The following is a 17,084-nucleotide window of genomic DNA, read 5'->3' on the forward strand; positions in this document are numbered from 1 at the left end:
TACTCTGGCTATCTGTTGACGAGCTGTAGCTGATACTGAATTACTATGAAAGAGGATTTTCTACACTATGTCTGGCAACACCAGTATTTTGATAGAACCGATTTAGCGACCGATGATGGGCAGCCGCTCACCATTCTGCGCCCAGGCTTTCGGCACACTGATGCGGGCCCCGATTTCCCGAATGCGCGCCTGCAGCTAGGGGAGGTAGAGTGGAACGGCTCCGTAGAAATCCACTTGAAGGCCTCTGACTGGTATCGGCACCTGCACCAGCAAGACCCCAAGTACGACCAAGTAATTCTGCACGTGGTGCACACTGCCGACAAGCCCGTGTACCGCACCGATGGCAGCGTAATACCCGTGCTGGCATTAGGGTCTCGGTTGCCCGCAGGATTGCTGGCCTCTTATGAGCGCCTGCTGGACCAGCCCAACGGCCACCCGCTGCCCTGTGCCCCGCTGCTAGGCCAGGTATCAGAGCTTACCCGCACCCTCATGTTAGACCGCGCCCTGTTAGAGCGAGTAGAGCAGAAAGCGGATGCCCTGGCGGTATTGTACGAGGGCTTGGGGCAAGACTGGGAAGCCACGGCCTGGCATGCCCTGGCCGCAGCATTTGGCTTTAAGAAAAATACTGAGCCTTTAAGTCGTTTGGCCAAAGTGCTGCCCTTAGGCATTCTGCGGCGGCACCGCCATGATCTGCGGCAACTAACTGCTCTTATGTTTGGGCAGGCCGGTTTCCTGGCAGAGCACCCCGATACTGCCCATGACCTGTATATCCGAGACCTGCAGCAGGAGTTTGCGTTTCTGCAGCACAAGTACAACCTGGTCGGTACTGGCCTAGCTCTCCACGACTGGAATTTCCTGCGCCTCCGGCCGGCTAACTTCCCTACGGTGCGACTGGCGCAACTGGTAGGCCTGTTGCATGCGCGACCTTCGCTTTTCGATGCTTTATTATCGGCCGCTGATGTGCCTGCGTTAGAGCACTTTTTTACGGTTTCGGTGCCGGAGTACTGGCGAAGCCACTACCGGCCGGGCAAGCCGGGCAAAGTGCCCGCATTAGGCCGCAGTAGTATGCACTTGCTTATTACCAATGTGGTAGTGCCGCTGCGGGTGGCCTACGCCCGCCACGTGGGCAACACCGATTTAGTGGAAGCCACCGTAGCTTTGCTGGAACAGCTGCCCGCCGAGCAAAACCATATCACCGAGTTGTATGATTCTCTGGGCTTTCAGCACCGTACGGCCGCCGATTCGCAGGCTTTGCTGGCGTTGCACCGCGGCTATTGCACGCCCCGGCGTTGCTTGCACTGCACTATCGGCAGCCGCCTTGTTCAACCAAACCTAGTATCTCGTTGAAAATCCTGTTGGCTATAGTGCTGAATGGAGCCTTACTGTGGGTGATGAGGTACTGGCTGGTACGCCTACGCCGAATTCCGCAGCTGGGCGACTGGCTAATACCAACGTTGGTTCTGAAGGGAGTTGCCACTGCGTTGTCGGTAGTGCTGCTGAGCGGCGACTCGCGTTACTTCTTGGTGTGGGCACAGCGCATGACCGATCAGCTGTGGCAGCAGCCTACCGCCTGGCTTCACATGCTTACCCAGGATGAATTTCATTTTGGCACGTGGCACCTGGTGTTCCACGGGTTCTCCAACACCTTTTTCATCATGAAGGTAATTTCGGTGCTCAATCTGGCATCGGGCGGAAATGTATGGTTAAACTCGTGCTACCTGTCGTTATTCAGCTTTTGGGGCAGCTGGGAGCTAGTGAGAATGCTGCGCCACCTCTGGTCAACTACGGTGGCACGGGGCGCGGTTGGGGGCTTCCTGCTGTGGCCTACCATCGTGTACTGGACGTCTGGCTTGACCAAAGAGAGCCTGCTGGTGGGGAGTGGTGCCTTGGTAGTAGCCAGCGTGCTGCAACTGTGCTACGGCAAAACCAGCAGCACCCCCCGCTTACTCCTTGTGCTGGCTGTGGTGGCGCTACTACATTTTAAAATGCGCTTTTTTTCAGCGGCCGCGCTGCTGGGGGTGCTTAGTGGCTTATGCCTCATTAGAACAATGCAGCAGCTAGGAGGTGCCCGGCACAGGCTAACTCAAGTGGTGCTGTTGGTAAGTCTACTGGCGGGCGGGGCTTGGGCCGCGAGTGAAGTAAGCCCGGCCTTCCGCCTGAACAAGTTCACAAGCCAGCTCCAGCGCAACTACTCCGAGCTGTTACGGTCTTCCCGCAACCGGCCTCATCTGGAGTATCCTACGCTGGCCCCCACCACGGAGAGCGTACTGCAGAATGCCCCCAGGGCCGTGGCTAATGTGCTTACGTACCCGCGGCCGTGGGAGGGGGGCGGCTTTCTGTACGTAATTGCTGGCCTCGAAAATATTCTGCTGCTTGTGCTGCTACTTGTGGCAGTAGCCAGCCTAACGGAGCGGCAGCGCGGACTGCTGCCGTTTGCCGTGGTACTATCCTTACTGGTGTATTGCGTATTACTGGCGGCACTTTTAGGCCTTACCACTCCCAACTTAGGCACCTTGAGTCGCTACCGGGTATCTTTTTTGCCTTATCTGTTGTTGGTGGTTTTGCAGAACAGCTACGTAGCTCGCCTGCAGCGCCGCCTGGAGCCCGGCAATGTGTAAGCAATAGGGCACAACCATTCGGCAACCCGTATCTTTGCCTTTTGAAATAAACTGTCGGCCTGCTTGGGGCCGTTTTTCGATTCTATGGAAAACCCCGTAATCATTCTGGGTGCGCAAGCCGTTGGTACGGCCGCACTAGATGCCTTTCAGAGCAACGACGTAGTTATCTACTGCCTGCTCGATGATGATGCCAAGCTGCAGAATACTGAGCTGAATGATGTGCCCGTAATGGGCAATACCGATGATAAGGAACTGCTCAAGCTATTGGGCAAGAAGTGTGAAGTTTTTGTAGCTACCGAGGACACGGCCAGCCGCCGCAGTCTCACCAATATGCTGCGCGAGGAGTACGAAGTGGCCCCGGTAAATGCCATTCATGAGCGAGCCAGCGTATCAAAGCACGCGTGGCTGGGGCATGGTAACCTCATTGGCCCAAACGCCGTGGTGGCTGGTACGGCCAAGCTCGGCGACGGGTGCATTGTAGGGGCCAACGCCGTGGTAGACGTGAAGGCTGAACTCGGTGACTTTGCTCAACTGGGTGCCGGTGCTATTCTCAATGCCGAGGTTACGGTGGGAGAGCTGGCCTTCATTGGGGCCGGAGCTGTAATTGTGGCCGGCGTTAAAATTGGCGCCAAGGCCCGCGTAGGCGCTGGCTCAGTAGTGGTGGCCGATGTACCCGCAAACCAAACTGTTTTCGGTAACCCTGCCCAAAAAGTATAAACTCGAGAACTTAGAAGACAGTGCTCAGAACTGAGATACAGTACAAACTATTCTTAGTTCTAAGGTCTGATAACTCACTTCTATTGAATAAGATGGACTACCTCGTTCTGCTGTACTATTGCTACACGCCCATCGAGAACCCCGAGCAATTTCGGGAGGAGCACCACCGGCTGTGTTTGAGCCTAAACCTGCTGGGGCGCATTATTGTGGCCTCTGAGGGGCTAAACGGCACGGTATCGGGCCGCCGGGTTGACTGTGAGGAGTACATGCGCATTGTGAAGGCTGATCCGCGCTTTGCGGCACTGGAGTTTAAAGTGGAGGAGGCCCCGGCCCATACTTTCCAGAAGCTGCACGTGCGTGTGAAGCCGGAAATTGTGCACGTAGGCCTGCCTCACATCAGGCCCTACGAGCGTACCGGCATTCATCTGTCGCCGGAGGAGTTTCGGGACCTGAAAGATCAGGAAGATGTGGTGGTGCTTGATGTCCGCTCCGACTATGAGCACCAGCTGGGGCGCTTCAAGAATGCTGTTACGCTTGACATTGAAAACTTCCGGGAGTTTCCTGAGAAAGTTGAGGAGCTGGAGCAGTACAAGGGCAAAAAGATTCTCACGTATTGCACCGGCGGTATTAAGTGCGAGAAGGCCAGCGCTTTTCTGCTCGATCAAGGGTTTGAGAACGTGTACCAGCTGCATGGGGGCATCATTAAATATGGCCTGGAAGCTGGCGGCGAAGACTTTGACGGCAAGTGCTATGTGTTTGATGGCCGCGTGGCCGTTGACGTAAACAGCGTTAACCCCACCGTCATCAGCAATTGCCATCATTGCCACACGCCCTCCGACCGGATGGTGAACTGTGCCAACCCGCACTGCAACGCGCACGTACCCCTGTGCGAATCCTGTGCTGAGCAGCTAGATGGGGCCTGTTCTGCCATTTGCCAGGAGCACCCCGATAAGCGCCCCTACGATGGCACCGGCACGTATCCTAAACTCAGCAACAACTACAACCCTGAGCAGGGGCTGTTATCATACCGGGCACCGGCCCGCTAACCTCCCAGGTCCTAAACCGTATCATCCTGCCGAAGGAAGAAGCAACTGTTGCCTGCGTCTCAGATAAGGTCTGGCGCTGGTAATAGTGCGTTTTCTTCCCCCTCGGCAGGATGGTGGTTTCTAGGCCACCCCCCAATTCGTTTTTCCGTACCATTGCACCTTCCTTTCCAAAAATCTCCTTTTCTATGGCCATCCCTGACTCCGAACTGATCCTGAATAAAGACGGCAGCATTTACCACCTGAACCTGCTGCCCGATCATATCTCGGACACCATCATCACGGTGGGTGACCCAGACCGGGTGCCGTCGGTGAGCCAGCACTTCGACTCAATTGAAACCGTAATCCAAAAGCGCGAATTTGTTACGCACGTGGGGTACTACCGCGGCAAACGCCTGACGGTTATCAGCACGGGTATGGGCACCGATAATATTGACATTCTGCTCAATGAGCTTGATGCGTTGGTGAATATCGATTTTGTTACGCGCGAGGCTAGGCCACTTGAGGAGCGCATCAACCTGCGCATTATCCGGGTGGGCACTAGCGGCGCATTGCAGGCCGATATTCCGGTAGGTTCTCACTTAGTGACGGAACACGCCGTGGGTCTCGACTCGCTGATGCAGTTTTACCCACTCGTGGAGACAGGCCTGGAAGTAGAAGTAGCGCGCGAAATTCAGCAGAGCCTACAGCTTGATTACCGCCCGTACTGCGTGCGCGGCTCTGATTTGCTCCGTGAGCAGCTGGGGGCTGGCATGATACCCGGCAACACGCTTACCTGCCCCGGTTTCTACGGGCCTCAGGGCCGCGTGCTGCGTCTTGATCTGCGCCTGCCCACTCTCATCCAGCAGTTCCAGCAGTTCCGCCATCAGAGCGCCGAGGGCGAGTTCCGCCTCACCAACTTTGAGATGGAAACCGCGGGCTACTACGCGCTGGGCCGCATGCTAGGCCACGAGGTAGTGTCTTTGAATGCTATTGTAGCCAACCGCGCGTCTGGTGAATTCGCTACCAATTCAGAGGCCGTGATTAATGATTTAATTGCCAAAACGCTGGACCGGGTATAGCCCACGCTAGGTGGCGCTAGGCCACACTTGCCTTTATTTTGGCATAAAGAAGCCCCCGACTGGTCTGATAACAGACCGGCCGGGGGCTTCTTTGTATGGCTATTTCTTTTTTAGCGTTGAAGAAGCTCGAACCAGCAAATCGGGCTGCAGCACTACTCGACGGGGAGAAAAGTTTGTGTTGCTCTCCCGCAGAATTTCCAGCAGAAGTCGCACCGCCGACTGTCCCATCTGCTCGCAGCGCTGATCTACGGAAGTGAGCATAGGCTCGGTCAGGGAAGTAAATGTTTCGTTGCTAAAGCCTGCCAGAGCCATATCCTGGGGTACCCGTAAGTGGTGGCGCTTGAGTTCCTGCATGGCCCCTACAACAGAAAAATCACTGGCTGAGAAAACAGCGTCAGGCCGTTGTGGGAGAGCTAACATGCGCTGCATGCCCGTTACGCCATCTTCCAAGGTCATATCACAGACATACAGCAGTTCCTCCTCTACGGGCAATCCTTGTTCCAGCAGGGCATCAATATAGCCTTGGCGCCGGTTTTTGTAAATGTTAAGGTGTTGGGGCCCGGTGAAATGCGCAATACGGCGGCAACCTTGCATTATCAGATGTTTGGTGGCCTGGTAGCCTCCCGCGCGGTCATCAATCACTACGGCATTCACATCGAGGCCATCCAACACCCGGTCAAAGAAAACCAGCGGAATCTCCTGCTTCTGGACTTTCTCAAAGTGCTTAAAGTCAAGAGTGTTACGAGCCAGTGATACTAAAATACCTTCTACCTGCGCGCTTAACAACGACTCAATGTTTTTGCGCTCATGGGCCACATCTTCATTTGATTGGCAAATCATGACGTTGAAGCCCGCTTTGCTGGCTACCATCTCAATGCCTTTCACCACCATCGTGAAGAAGTGCCCATCAATGTGGGGGACCATTACGCCCAGCAGATTGCTACGACCCTTGCGTAACCCCGCCGCCATATGGTTGGGCTGGTAGTGAAGTTCCTTGGCCAGCTTCCAGACCCTTTTCTTGGTAGAGTCACTAATGCTTGGGTGGTCGCTCAGAGCCCGCGAAACCGTAGACACTGAGATACTAAGCTGTTTGGCAAGGTCAGTAATGGAGGCTTTTGCGCGGGCCAAGGGGCGTGACTATTAAAAGGATAAGCAAAAATCAATGCAAACAACTGCGCAAATTTCACGCAAAGCAATGCAATAATACAGCTGAGTTAGGTTTGAAGTATTATGGGCTTCAACCTTTGTACTTCCAGAATACGTAACTGGCAAAGCCCCGCAACGGGCTCTAGCTCGGAAGCGGTTGGGGCGTGTAGGTGGGGCCCTGGCAACGGGGGCCCTGCGTCGTCCAGGCGAGCTTATCAATACAGAGCTGCCGTTCCTTCATGCCTTTATCCCAGGCATGGTACACCAGGTATTCCGTTTTGCCATCGGGGCTAAGCACGTGGGAGTGGTGGCCGGGGCCGCGTACATGGCCCTCTACGGCATGAAGTACGCGTGGGCCCTTTTCGGCTCCCGCATCAGAGTAGGGGCCCATAATAGTTTCGGCCACGCAATAATCAACGCCGTAGCGCGGGGTGAGGAAGTTTGCGCCGCTGTAGAAGCAGTAGTATTTGCCGTTGTGCTTGCGCATAAAGGGGCCTTCCAGGGTGTGCCACTCCTTAAACGTTTGGTTGTCATAGAGGGGCATGGTGCGGTTTTTCTCAAACACCGTCCAGTCGTGGCGGGCCCGCATAACGGTTTTACTCTCACCGGCCAGGCTGGTCATGTTCACGAGGCGGTCAACTACCAGGCCAGTGCCGGGGCGGTACCCATTGTTGGTATCAATGAAGTCGCGGGCATAGAACAGGTACCACTGTCCATCAGAGTCGCGGTAGGGGTGGGCATCAATGGTGAACTTGCTGTCTGGCACATCCAGCAAGGCCACCTGCTGGTAGGGACCCTCGGGGGTTTTGCTGGTGGCCACGTGCAAACGGTGGCCTACGCTCGCGCCAATAGCCCCGCCCCCCATGGAGTAGTACATGTAAAACGTGCCATTATGGTAAATGACCTCAGGCGCCCAGAAGTCGGCTCCGGCAGCTCCGGCGGGTGGGGTGAGCGCGCCGCCTGCATTTTTCCAGTCAACTAAGTTGGTGGAGGTAAGCAAGGTGAAAATCCGCCCGTCGGGGGTGCGGCCCTGGCCCGTGGTGCCAAAGGCGTAATAACGGCCCTGATGGCGCAGCACGAAGGGGTCGGGGAACTGGCCAGCGTATACAGGATTGGTGTAAGTGCGAGCAGAGGCCCGGGCCGCCGCTTGGTGTAGGATTGCCAGGGAAGCTAGGCCCGCAGTAGCTTGCTGCAGAAAATGACGACGAGAGGGCATACGGGTAAAAAGCTTGATGGGAGAGGTAAAGAGCAAAGATGCTTCTGTGCTTACAGCTCATTCTTGGACGCTGTTACAGAGATAGTGCGTGCGGAAGCTGGCGCGCAACGAGTAGGAGCAAAGTGATGCTAGGCAGATAAGTTGGGCGCAGTAGTACTGCTTATGTAAGGAGTAGCACAAAAGGACAGCACTCAGAGAAGCTAAGATGAGTAGAAAAATGCAAACGTTTGCATAAATTATAACATAAACTTAGCTTGCAACGTCTACATACCTCCTTTGGGCTCTACTTAAGGTACTAGCTAAACCATGAAATCAGTAAACAGGAGCACTGTAAGCCCTGAATAGAATTTCAGCTCGGAAATTACTTATCTAATGCAAACCGCTAGGGTTAAGTATTGAGCATACAATCGTTTGCGTGGAGCCAATAACCCAAGCAATGCTCTGGAGTATGGCTCCAGGCAGGTAGGCTAAGTGGTAGACAAACCAGCATGCAGTTGCTGTAACTTCTATCTATCTAACCGGAGCCGTTATACTTCCATCATTCCAAGACCCACCTCGATGAAAAAAGTCCTGCTCTATCTACTGGTTTTACTGGTTTCGCACGGCACGTACGCGCAAAAAACCAAGGTCAAAATTAAAGGCGCACCCGCAGGAATAGCAGCAGACAGCCGCCGATGGTCGATTGACAAGGCGCAGGAGTGGTACGCCGGGCACCCCTGGATTTCGGGGGCCAACTTCACGCCCAGCACGGCAATCAACCAGTTGGAAATGTGGCAGGCCAGCACGTTTGATCCCACCACTATTGATAAGGAATTAGGCTACGCGGAGGGCATAGGGTTTAACACCATGCGCGTGTTTCTGCACAGCCTGGCCTGGAAACAGGACCCCAAGGGGTTTAAAGACCGAATGAACACCTATTTAGGCATAGCCGATAAACATCATATTCAGACGATGTTCGTGTTCTTCGATGACTGCTGGAACAAGGAACCCAAGGCGGGCGTTCAGCCGGCCCCCAAGCCCGGAATTCACAACTCTGGCTGGGTGCAGGACCCCGGCGAGCCCATCTCCCGCGACTCAGCGGCCTTTATAGCCCTCAAGCCATACGTGCAGGATGTACTACGCACCTTTAGCACCGACAAGCGCATACTGCTCTGGGACTTATACAATGAGCCCGGCAACAGTGGAAAGCTCAACAGCTCGCTGCCCCTGGTGCGCAATGTGTTTGCCTGGGCCCGGGAGGTGAACCCAACGCAGCCGCTTAGCATAGGCCTATGGAACTGGGATTTTACTGCCTTGAATACGTACCAGGCGCTGCACTCTGATATCGTGACCTATCATTGCTACGACGAAACCAGCACCCACCAGCGCATAATTGATCTTCTCGAGACCCACGGTCGCCCCCTTATCTGCACGGAGTACATGGCGCGGACGCGCAACAGCCGTTTTGCTACCATTATGCCGCTGCTCAAAAAGCGCCATGTAGGGGCCATCAACTGGGGCCTGGTGGATGGCAAAACGAACACTAAATACCAATGGGAAACCCCGCTCCCCGATGGAAGTGAGCCGGTGGAGTGGTTCCATGAGGTATTTCGGAAAGATGGCCGCCCCTACCGTGAAGACGAGGCCACTCTGATTCGTAGCCTCAATGGTAAATAGGTGGCCTACGCCCCCAGATCAGGAATAGGACCTTGTAGGAGGTAATGTACGTAGCCGGGCACCGTAGGCCAGTTGTGGCCACGCATTATACTCACTCTCAATTGCCAGTATGCGGAAGACATCACCTAGTAACTTCGTGAGCAGGCGGGCTTTGCTGCTGCGTGTGCTGCAACACCTTGCGCTGAGCATTGGACTTCTGACGAGCACTCTAGGCCACGCACAGCAACAAAGCACCGCCGCCGCCACTACCTTCACGAATCCGCTGTTGCCCTCCGGTGCCGATCCGTGGAGCATTTACCACGACGGGTATTACTACTACACCCATACTACCGGCGCTAACATCACCCTCTGGAAGACTACCTCGCTCAGTCAGTTACGTACTGCTGAGCACCGGGTAGTCTGGACACCCCCGGCAACCGGGCCCAACTCCCAACACATCTGGGCCCCGGAGTTGCACTGGCTAAATGGGAAATGGTATCTGTATTATGCGGCCGATGGTGGCAAGAACGAAGACCACCGCCTGTGGGTATTGGAGAACAGCTCGCCCAACCCTTTGCAAGGAACTTGGGTAGATAAAGGGCAGCTCCGCGACGCCTCAAACAAATGGGCTATTGACGGCTCTGTGTTCGAAAACAAAGGCCAGTTGTACTTCGTCTGGTCGGGGTGGGAGGGAGATGCCAATGGCCGCCAGGATATTTATCTGGCCCGCCTGAAAAATCCCTGGACCATTGCGGGTGAGCGGCTAAAGGTATCAACCCCGGTGTACGCCTGGGAGCGAAACGGCGACCTGCACGATGCCGTGAACCCACCCCACGTAGATGTAAACGAGGGCCCCCAAGTACTACGCCACGGCAATAAGATAGTGCTCATTTACTCCGCCAGCGGCTGCTGGACCGACTTTTACGCCCTGGGTATGCTCACCGCTCCTGTTGACAGTGACCTGCTGCTGCCGGGCTCCTGGACAAAATCGGCGCGGCCAGTGTTTCAGCAAGACCCTGCGGCGGGGGTATACGCGCCGGGCCATAACTCGTTCTTCAGCTCACCGGACGGCACCCAGGACTGGCTCCTGTACCACGCCAATGATGCGCCTGATCAAGGGTGTGGCCGTTTCCGTTCTCCCAGGGCCCAGCCTTTCACTTGGAACAATGATGATACTCCCAATTTTGGCCGGCCTATTGCACCAGGAGTAGCCTTACCCCGGCCCTCGGGCGAGAAGTAAGGGCAGTAGGGTATTTTATGTCCGGGCGAGATGACATAAAATCGAAAGAGTGACCCGTAATGTAACCTTACGCAGTTGCAAACGTTTGCGCTTGAGCTTACGGTACATAAAATGGCTTCAGGTGGTTTAGAATAGGTTTTATGCCGTTCTACGCGGTTGCCGCGTTATCGCACAGGCTTTTGATATAAAATCGGTTAACAAGAATCTTATATATAATCTTGACATTAGCGTAATTCATGGTTAACATTACGCCGACCTTGGCTCTTGTTGAGGTCCCGTTGGATTGAAGCTGCCCTCATCATACCGGCCTTTTTCAGGGTTATTACTTCGCTAGCAGCATAAGCGGGGCTTTTTTTGCCGAGTGCGTGCAAACGTTTGCATCATGCATATCTGTGCAAACGTTTGCAAAATCCTTAGCCATCATTTCCATCCCCACCAATTCCCATGAAAGACACCTTACTCAGATTGCGAAGGCTAACGGTACCAGCCGCGCTGGTTAGCCTGCCCGTTGCATTAGCCGGAATGCCCGGTGCCGCCGCGGCCGAGGCCTTGCGCCTACGCGCGGAAACGCCCGAGTTGGTAGCCACCACCGTAACAGGCCGGGTTGTAGACGAAAAGGGGCAGGGGATGCCGGGAGTTACCGTGCTGGAGCGCGGAACCTCCAATGGCGTCACCACCGACACGGATGGCCGCTACTCTCTCACGGTGGCCGATAATGCGACCCTCACTTTCTCCTTTGTGGGGTACACCACGCAGGAGGTGCCGGTAAATGGCCGCACCAGCATTGATGTAAACCTGGCTCCCGACAGCAAAGCCTTGAATGAGGTGGTAGTCGTAGGCTACCTAACCCAAAACCGGCAGGATGTAACCGGCTCAGTGGCCTCAGTGGGGGCACAGGAAGTGCGCCGGGCTCCGGTGGCCTCAGTGGGCGAAGCCATTCAGGGGCGGCTGCCTGGTGTGCAGGTAACCAACTCGGGCCAGCCGGGCCAGGCGCCTAACATCAACATTCGGGGGCTGGGCAGCATTGCCAGCGGTAGCGGCCCGCTGTATGTGATTGATGGCCTGTGGGTGCAAAGCCAGGGCGGCCAGCGCGACTTTAACCCCGCCGACGTTGAATCGGTGCAGGTGCTGAAAGATGCAGCTTCATTGGCCCCGTATGGCGCCTCCGGCGCAAATGGGGTTATTATTATTACCACTAAAAAGGGCAAAGCGGGCACGGCCAGCATCAACTTCAGCGCTAATGGCGGCGTGCAGCGCCTGGTAAATACGCTTGACCTGACGAATGCCGCCGAGTGGGCCGCCATCAACCGGCAGGCCTACCAGAACGCTGGCCTAAACCCGCAGCCATATGCCGCTAACCCACCCGCGGGTATTGACACCGACTGGCAAAAGGAGTTCTTCAAGCAAGGCTCTATTCAGGATTATAACCTGGGTTTCTCGGGTGGTGGCCCCAACTCAAATTTCCTGGTTTCGGGTGGCTATTTCAAGCAGAATGGCACCGTTGAGGGCCCTAAGTTTGAGCGCTACAGCTTCCGGGTAAACACAGGTTTCACGCGCGGCCGAATCAAGATTGGGCAGAACGCCCTGCTTTCGCGCACGAACCAAACCCGCCTAAACGGGCTGCCTTTCATTGACATTGTGCGGATGCTGCCGGTAATTCCGGTGTATGACCCCGCCATTCCCGGCGGCTTTGGCATCGGTACAGATAACGCCGTTACCTTCGGCACCAACCCCATTGCCCTGCAAAAGCTGCTCAATGATACGGGCACTTCTAACCGCTTACAGGGCAATGTGTACGGAGAGCTTAGCCTCTTCGACTTCCTGCGCTACCGCCTCAACCTGGCCACCGAATACCACGGTTTCCATGACCAGCAGCGGCGGCAGTTTGGCATCTGGCGGCGTAACGATGCTACCACCCCCTCTAACTTTGGTGACAGCCAAGGTAATGAGCTGTTTGGAATGGCTGAGAATACCCTCACGTTTGATAAGAGCTTTGGCCAGCATAACCTCACGGCTGTGGCCGGCTACAGCCAGCAGCGCTTTCGGCAGGAGTTTACCCGGGGCGTAAACTTTGGCTATGGCACGGGCCCGACCTACTATTGGGCACTTGACGCTGGCAGCCAGACGCCACAGGTAATTGGCTCCTCCTATGTGTGGGCCAAGCAGTCGTACTTCGGGCAGCTGACCTACGACTACGACCAGCGCTATCTGGTTACGGCGGCTTTCCGCCGTGATGGTTCCTCCCGCTTCGACCCCAGCAACCGCTGGGGCAACTTTGGGGCAGCCTCATTAGGGTGGAGGGTGTCGAAGGAGGCCTTCTTCCAGGATGTGACAGCAGTTTCTAATCTGAAACTACGCGCATCGTATGGCCGCTTAGGCAATGACCTGCTCAATGGGGCCTACGGTGGCTCTTACCTCTCGCAAGGCTACATAAATACCAACGCCAACTATGTGTTGGGAGGCAGTATCCAGAATGGGGGAATCCAGACGGCTTACGCCAGCACGGGCATTCGGTGGGAAGACCGCCGCACGACCAACGTCGGCTTCGATGCGGGTTTCCTAGATGACCGGCTTACGTTATCGGCCGACTACTACGTATCGAGAACCTATAATGCTCTCATCAACCCCGATCTGGCTCTCACCTTCGGCAACGCTGGGTCTAACCCTTTCCGGAACCTGGGCAAGCTCGAAAACAAGGGCTTTGAGTTGCAATTGGGCTACAATGAGACTAGCAAGCCCTTCCGCTACGGCGCAACGGTTAACCTGACTACCCTCCAAAACAAGATTCTGGAGCTGGGTACTGCCAGTGGCGACGAAGGCGGCGCTGCTAACTTCTTTAACGGTGGCCCCAACGGAATTACCCGCACAGAGGTGGGCTACGAACTGGGCTCCTTCTACCTCTATGAGTTTGATGGCATCTACCAGTCCGGTGACAGCAACATCCCGAGTGGCCTACAGGCCGGTGATGTTCGGTACAAAGATAACAATGCCGATGGCGTGATTGATGACAAAGACCGGGTGCATGTGGGCCGGGTATTCCCTAAACTGCAGTACGGCGCCAACCTGAACTTAGGGTTTGGGGCGTTTGACCTGGTGGCCTTCTTCCAGGGGGTGCAGGGCAACGACGTGTTTAACACCAGCCGGTACTGGCTCGACCGCACCGACGATAACGGCAACTACCGCTCCGACTTCAGCCCCTGGACGCCAACCAACCCTTCCAACACTACGCCCCGTGCCCTTATTGCCGGGGGTAACAGCGGTATTGCAGCTGGCAACAATGCCCGCTTTAACAGCACCCGCTGGCTGGAAGATGGCTCTTACCTGCGCCTGAAGAACCTGCAGATTGGCTTTACGGTGCCTAAACCCTTGTTGGAGCGCTCTAAGTACGTGTCTTCGCTGCGGATTTTCGCCACAGGCCAGAACGTGTTTACCGTTACCAAATACACGGGCTACGACCCCGAAACGGTGGGTAGTGGTGCTTTTAACTCCCTAGCTAATAACCTGGCGCGTGGGGTTGATGAGGGCTCGTACCCCAACCTGCGCTCCTTCACGCTTGGTATTCAGGCTGGCTTCTAGGCCATTCCCCCCATCCTTAGATTCTCCTTTGATATGAAATCATCAGTATTAACCCGATGGAGCCTGGCCGGAACCCTGTTGCTAAGCGTTACGGCCTGCGAGAAAAACATCCTCGACCAAGTAAACCCTAACCTGCCCACCACGGAGTCGTCGTGGAAAAACTCCGACGACGCGGTGAAAGCCTCTACGGCGGCCTACGCCGGCTTGCAGGGCTTGGGCATGTACCGCCGCTGGCTCAACTTTGCCTTTGACCTGCGCGATGATACCGGCTTCAGCCAAAGCCCCTGGGGCGAGCTGGCCGACTTTACCAAGTTCGTGCAGACGAACTACAACTTTGAAGTGTCGCAGAACATCTGGCGCGACCATTACCGCACTATTTTCCGGTGCAACCAGATCATTGCTAACGTGCCCACCATAACGGGGATGGATGCCACCCTGCAAAAGCGCGTAATAGCAGAAGCTAAGTTCCTGCGTGCTTTGAGCTACTTCAATCTGGTGTCGTTGTATGGCAATGTGCCTATTGCGCTTACGCCTCCGGCCAACCTTAATGAGGCCTACCCCCAGGGCACGGAAGCGCAGGTATGGACGCAGGTAATAAGTGACCTGCAGGCCGCCCAGCCCGATTTGCCCATTTCCTATACCGGAGCCGATGTAGGCCGGGCTACCCGCGGCGCGGCCACTACGCTGCTGGGCAAAGCTTACATGCAGAACAAGCGCTGGGCTGACGCCTCAGGGCAGTTTGCGCAGGTAATCAGCTCGGGCCAGTACCGCCTGACTGCTAACTACGCCGATAACTTCCGCCACACCACCGAGAACAACGCAGAATCTATTTTTGAGGTGCAGTTCTCGGATGAGAAGAAGGGCGGCAACGACGCCGGCGGCGGCCCCGATGCTACCAGTTCGCAGGGTGGACAACGCTCGCAGTTCTGGGGCGTGCCGGGCTTTGGCTTTAACGATGGAGAGGTGCGGCCCTGGGTAGTGCGCGAACTGCTACAGGAGCCGACCACTACGGGGCAGCGCGACCCTCGGCTGGCGGCCACGGTGTTTTATAACCGCCGTGACCTAACCCAGTTCCCAACGGCACTGCCCTCCGATGCCGACACCCTGGCCTACGGTGTGGGCTTCCTGACGCGATACGGCAAAGATGCCCGCAACCGCGCCCGCGTGTACTGGCGCAAATACCAAACCGACTACTACCGCAACTTCGAGGATTTTGACTCGCCCATCAACCAGCGCGTGATGCGCTACGCCGATGTGCTGCTGCTGCAGGCCGAAGCCCTGAATGAGCAAAACCAAACCTCGGCGGCCATTCCGCTTATTAACCAGGTGCGGCAGCGTGCCGGCCTTGCACCCTTAGTTGCCTCGGCCTTCACGCAGGCCACGCTGCGTACCCAACTCATGCACGAGCGGGTAACGGAGCTGACGGGCGAAGGTGTGCGGTGGTTTGACTTACAGCGCTGGGGCCTGCTGGAAAACGCTACTGGCCTGGCGCTTCTCCGGGCTCACGACCCCGATTTCAACAACTTCGTACTAGGCAAGTCGCGCCTGTTGCCGCTGGTGCAGAGCGATGTTGATCTGGGCCGCTTGACGCAAAACCCTGGCTGGTAGGCCAGCTAAAAGGCTATTGAATAAGAGCCGTTCCGGCCGTGGGTCGGGGCGGCTCTTGTTTATAGGCTAGATTAGCAGATGCCAGGAGGCATCTACCCCACAGTATCTGTTCTGCCATTTGTCTGTTTTCCACCCGCTATGACTTCCATATTTCGACTGCTGCCCGTTAGCATGCTAGCCTTTGTGCTGGCGTGCCAAAGCTCATCGGCGCCGCCAGCACCCACCCCGGCGCCCCCTACCACTCCCACGGCCACCACCTTTACCAATCCGCTGCTTTCGGTGGGCCCCGACCCATGGGTGTACCGCCGCGGCGACGTGTATTACTACATGAGTACCACCGGCAACAACCTGACGATTCGCAAAACGGCGAAGATGTCGGAGCTGGGCTCCGCGGTAAGCACCGTGGTCTGGACGCCCCAGCAGGCCGGCGTAAACCAGCGCGAAATATGGGCGCCTGAGCTGTATAACTTCGATGGCAAGTGGTACATCTACTACTCGGCAAACCCCATGTGCTGCGACGGCCACCGCATTAATGTGCTGGAAAACACCGCCGCTGACCCCACTACTGGCACTTGGGTAGACAAGGGCCGTATTGCTGTACCGGGGCAGGATTTATGGGCCATTGATGGTACCGTGCTGGAGCAAAACGGCAAGCGCTACCTGCTGTGGTCGGGCCATGAGGTAGCCAGCAGCCAGACTCAGCGCCTTTACATTGCCGAAATGGGCAACCCCTGGACGCTGGTAGGGCCGCGGGTAGAAATATCGCAGCCTGAGTTTGGCTGGGAGCAGCAGGGCACACCCTCCGTAAACGAGGGCCCGGAAATACTGAAACATGGCGACAAAACCTTCGTGGTATACTCGGCCAGCCACTGCAGTACCGATGACTACGCGCTGGGCCTGCTCACAGCCTCCGCCACCGCCGATCCGCTCAAGGCCAGCTCCTGGACCAAAACGGCAACCCCAGTATTCGTGAAGAACCCCGCCGGACAGGCCTACGGCCCCGGACACAACGGCTTCTTTCAGTCGAAGGATGGCACCGAGGACTGGATAATCTACCATGCCAACCCCCAAATTGGCCAGGGCTGCGGCGACAACCGGAGCCCCCGGATGCAGAAGTTTACCTGGAATGCCGATGGCACGCCCAACTTCGGTACCCCCGTGGCCCTGGGTACGGCGCTGCCCAAGCCCGCCGGCGAATAAGCCCGTCATCTCTCAATCTAGTGA

At 56.3% G+C, this 17,084-nt stretch carries 12 protein-coding genes; 10 read left to right on the top strand and 2 right to left on the bottom strand.

Going from position 1 to position 17,084, the window contains the following annotated elements; translation table 11 throughout:
* Nucleotides 1-45 precede the first annotated feature (45 nt).
* From HMJ29_RS16405 to HMJ29_RS16425, 5 genes are all read left to right on the top strand, one after another.
* A complete protein-coding gene (locus HMJ29_RS16405) occupies nt 46-1,347 on the top strand; it encodes a DUF2851 family protein (RefSeq protein WP_171592502.1) in 1,302 nt (433 codons plus the stop codon).
* Between the two features lie 44 nt (nt 1,348-1,391).
* On the top strand, nt 1,392-2,618 hold the full coding sequence (locus HMJ29_RS16410; protein ID WP_171592503.1) for a hypothetical protein: 1,227 nt from the start codon (nt 1,392-1,394) through the stop codon (nt 2,616-2,618).
* 84 nt (nt 2,619-2,702) lie between these two features.
* Entirely contained in the window at nt 2,703-3,335 is a 633-nt protein-coding gene (locus tag HMJ29_RS16415; protein WP_171592504.1) for a NeuD/PglB/VioB family sugar acetyltransferase, read from the top strand.
* A gap of 92 nt (nt 3,336-3,427) precedes the next feature.
* Nucleotides 3,428-4,381, top strand: coding sequence for an oxygen-dependent tRNA uridine(34) hydroxylase TrhO (gene trhO / locus HMJ29_RS16420; protein WP_171592505.1), 954 nt, complete (start codon nt 3,428-3,430; stop codon nt 4,379-4,381).
* Between the two features lie 185 nt (nt 4,382-4,566).
* On the top strand, nt 4,567-5,439 hold the full coding sequence (locus HMJ29_RS16425; RefSeq protein ID WP_171592506.1) for a nucleoside phosphorylase: 873 nt from the start codon (nt 4,567-4,569) through the stop codon (nt 5,437-5,439).
* Between the two features lie 99 nt (nt 5,440-5,538).
* Here the strand turns inward: HMJ29_RS16425 and HMJ29_RS16430 are convergent, their stop codons facing one another.
* A complete protein-coding gene (locus tag HMJ29_RS16430) occupies nt 5,539-6,513 on the bottom strand; it encodes a LacI family DNA-binding transcriptional regulator (RefSeq protein ID WP_244679131.1) in 975 nt (324 codons plus the stop codon).
* 214 nt (nt 6,514-6,727) lie between these two features.
* Nucleotides 6,728-7,801, bottom strand: coding sequence for a glycoside hydrolase family 43 protein (locus HMJ29_RS16435; protein ID WP_171592508.1), 1,074 nt, complete (start codon nt 7,799-7,801; stop codon nt 6,728-6,730).
* Nucleotides 7,802-8,359: 558 nt separating this feature from the next.
* Between HMJ29_RS16435 and HMJ29_RS16440 the strand changes: the two genes are divergently transcribed.
* The 5 genes from HMJ29_RS16440 to HMJ29_RS16460 all read left to right on the top strand — a co-directional run bounded on the left by HMJ29_RS16440 (nt 8,360) and on the right by HMJ29_RS16460 (nt 17,060).
* The gene (locus HMJ29_RS16440) at nt 8,360-9,457 is read left to right on the top strand and encodes a glycoside hydrolase 5 family protein (RefSeq protein ID WP_171592509.1); all 1,098 of its coding nucleotides are present in this window, start codon (nt 8,360-8,362) and stop codon (nt 9,455-9,457) included.
* Between the two features lie 109 nt (nt 9,458-9,566).
* Nucleotides 9,567-10,676 (top strand): glycoside hydrolase family 43 protein, encoded by a 1,110-nt coding sequence (locus HMJ29_RS16445; protein ID WP_171592510.1) that lies wholly within the window; start codon nt 9,567-9,569, stop codon nt 10,674-10,676.
* A gap of 444 nt (nt 10,677-11,120) precedes the next feature.
* Nucleotides 11,121-14,252: a SusC/RagA family TonB-linked outer membrane protein gene (locus HMJ29_RS16450; RefSeq protein WP_171592511.1), complete on the top strand. Its 3,132-nt coding sequence runs from the start codon at nt 11,121-11,123 to the stop codon at nt 14,250-14,252.
* Between the two features lie 33 nt (nt 14,253-14,285).
* Nucleotides 14,286-15,860: a RagB/SusD family nutrient uptake outer membrane protein gene (locus HMJ29_RS16455; protein WP_171592512.1), complete on the top strand. Its 1,575-nt coding sequence runs from the start codon at nt 14,286-14,288 to the stop codon at nt 15,858-15,860.
* A gap of 138 nt (nt 15,861-15,998) precedes the next feature.
* Nucleotides 15,999-17,060: a glycoside hydrolase family 43 protein gene (locus HMJ29_RS16460; protein WP_171592513.1), complete on the top strand. Its 1,062-nt coding sequence runs from the start codon at nt 15,999-16,001 to the stop codon at nt 17,058-17,060.
* The last annotated feature ends 24 nt before the right edge of the window (nt 17,061-17,084 follow it).

Source organism: Hymenobacter taeanensis, assembly GCF_013137895.1.
In the GTDB taxonomy this organism is placed as follows: domain Bacteria; phylum Bacteroidota; class Bacteroidia; order Cytophagales; family Hymenobacteraceae; genus Hymenobacter; species Hymenobacter taeanensis.

What these genes read in the sequence shown, in the direction of transcription:
- HMJ29_RS16415 (WP_171592504.1), top strand. Translation starts at nt 2,703, where the DNA reads ATGGAAAACCCCGTAATCATTCTGGGTGCGCAAGCCGTTGGTACGGCC.
- HMJ29_RS16405 (WP_171592502.1), top strand. Translation starts at nt 46, where the DNA reads ATGAAAGAGGATTTTCTACACTATGTCTGGCAACACCAGTATTTTGAT.
- HMJ29_RS16410 (WP_171592503.1), top strand. Translation starts at nt 1,392, where the DNA reads ATGAGGTACTGGCTGGTACGCCTACGCCGAATTCCGCAGCTGGGCGAC.
- HMJ29_RS16425 (WP_171592506.1), top strand. Translation starts at nt 4,567, where the DNA reads ATGGCCATCCCTGACTCCGAACTGATCCTGAATAAAGACGGCAGCATT.
- trhO (WP_171592505.1), top strand. Translation starts at nt 3,428, where the DNA reads ATGGACTACCTCGTTCTGCTGTACTATTGCTACACGCCCATCGAGAAC.
- HMJ29_RS16435 (WP_171592508.1), bottom strand. Translation starts at nt 7,801, where the DNA reads ATGCCCTCTCGTCGTCATTTTCTGCAGCAAGCTACTGCGGGCCTAGCT.
- HMJ29_RS16445 (WP_171592510.1), top strand. Translation starts at nt 9,567, where the DNA reads ATGCGGAAGACATCACCTAGTAACTTCGTGAGCAGGCGGGCTTTGCTG.
- HMJ29_RS16440 (WP_171592509.1), top strand. Translation starts at nt 8,360, where the DNA reads ATGAAAAAAGTCCTGCTCTATCTACTGGTTTTACTGGTTTCGCACGGC.
- HMJ29_RS16460 (WP_171592513.1), top strand. Translation starts at nt 15,999, where the DNA reads ATGACTTCCATATTTCGACTGCTGCCCGTTAGCATGCTAGCCTTTGTG.
- HMJ29_RS16455 (WP_171592512.1), top strand. Translation starts at nt 14,286, where the DNA reads ATGAAATCATCAGTATTAACCCGATGGAGCCTGGCCGGAACCCTGTTG.
- HMJ29_RS16450 (WP_171592511.1), top strand. Translation starts at nt 11,121, where the DNA reads ATGAAAGACACCTTACTCAGATTGCGAAGGCTAACGGTACCAGCCGCG.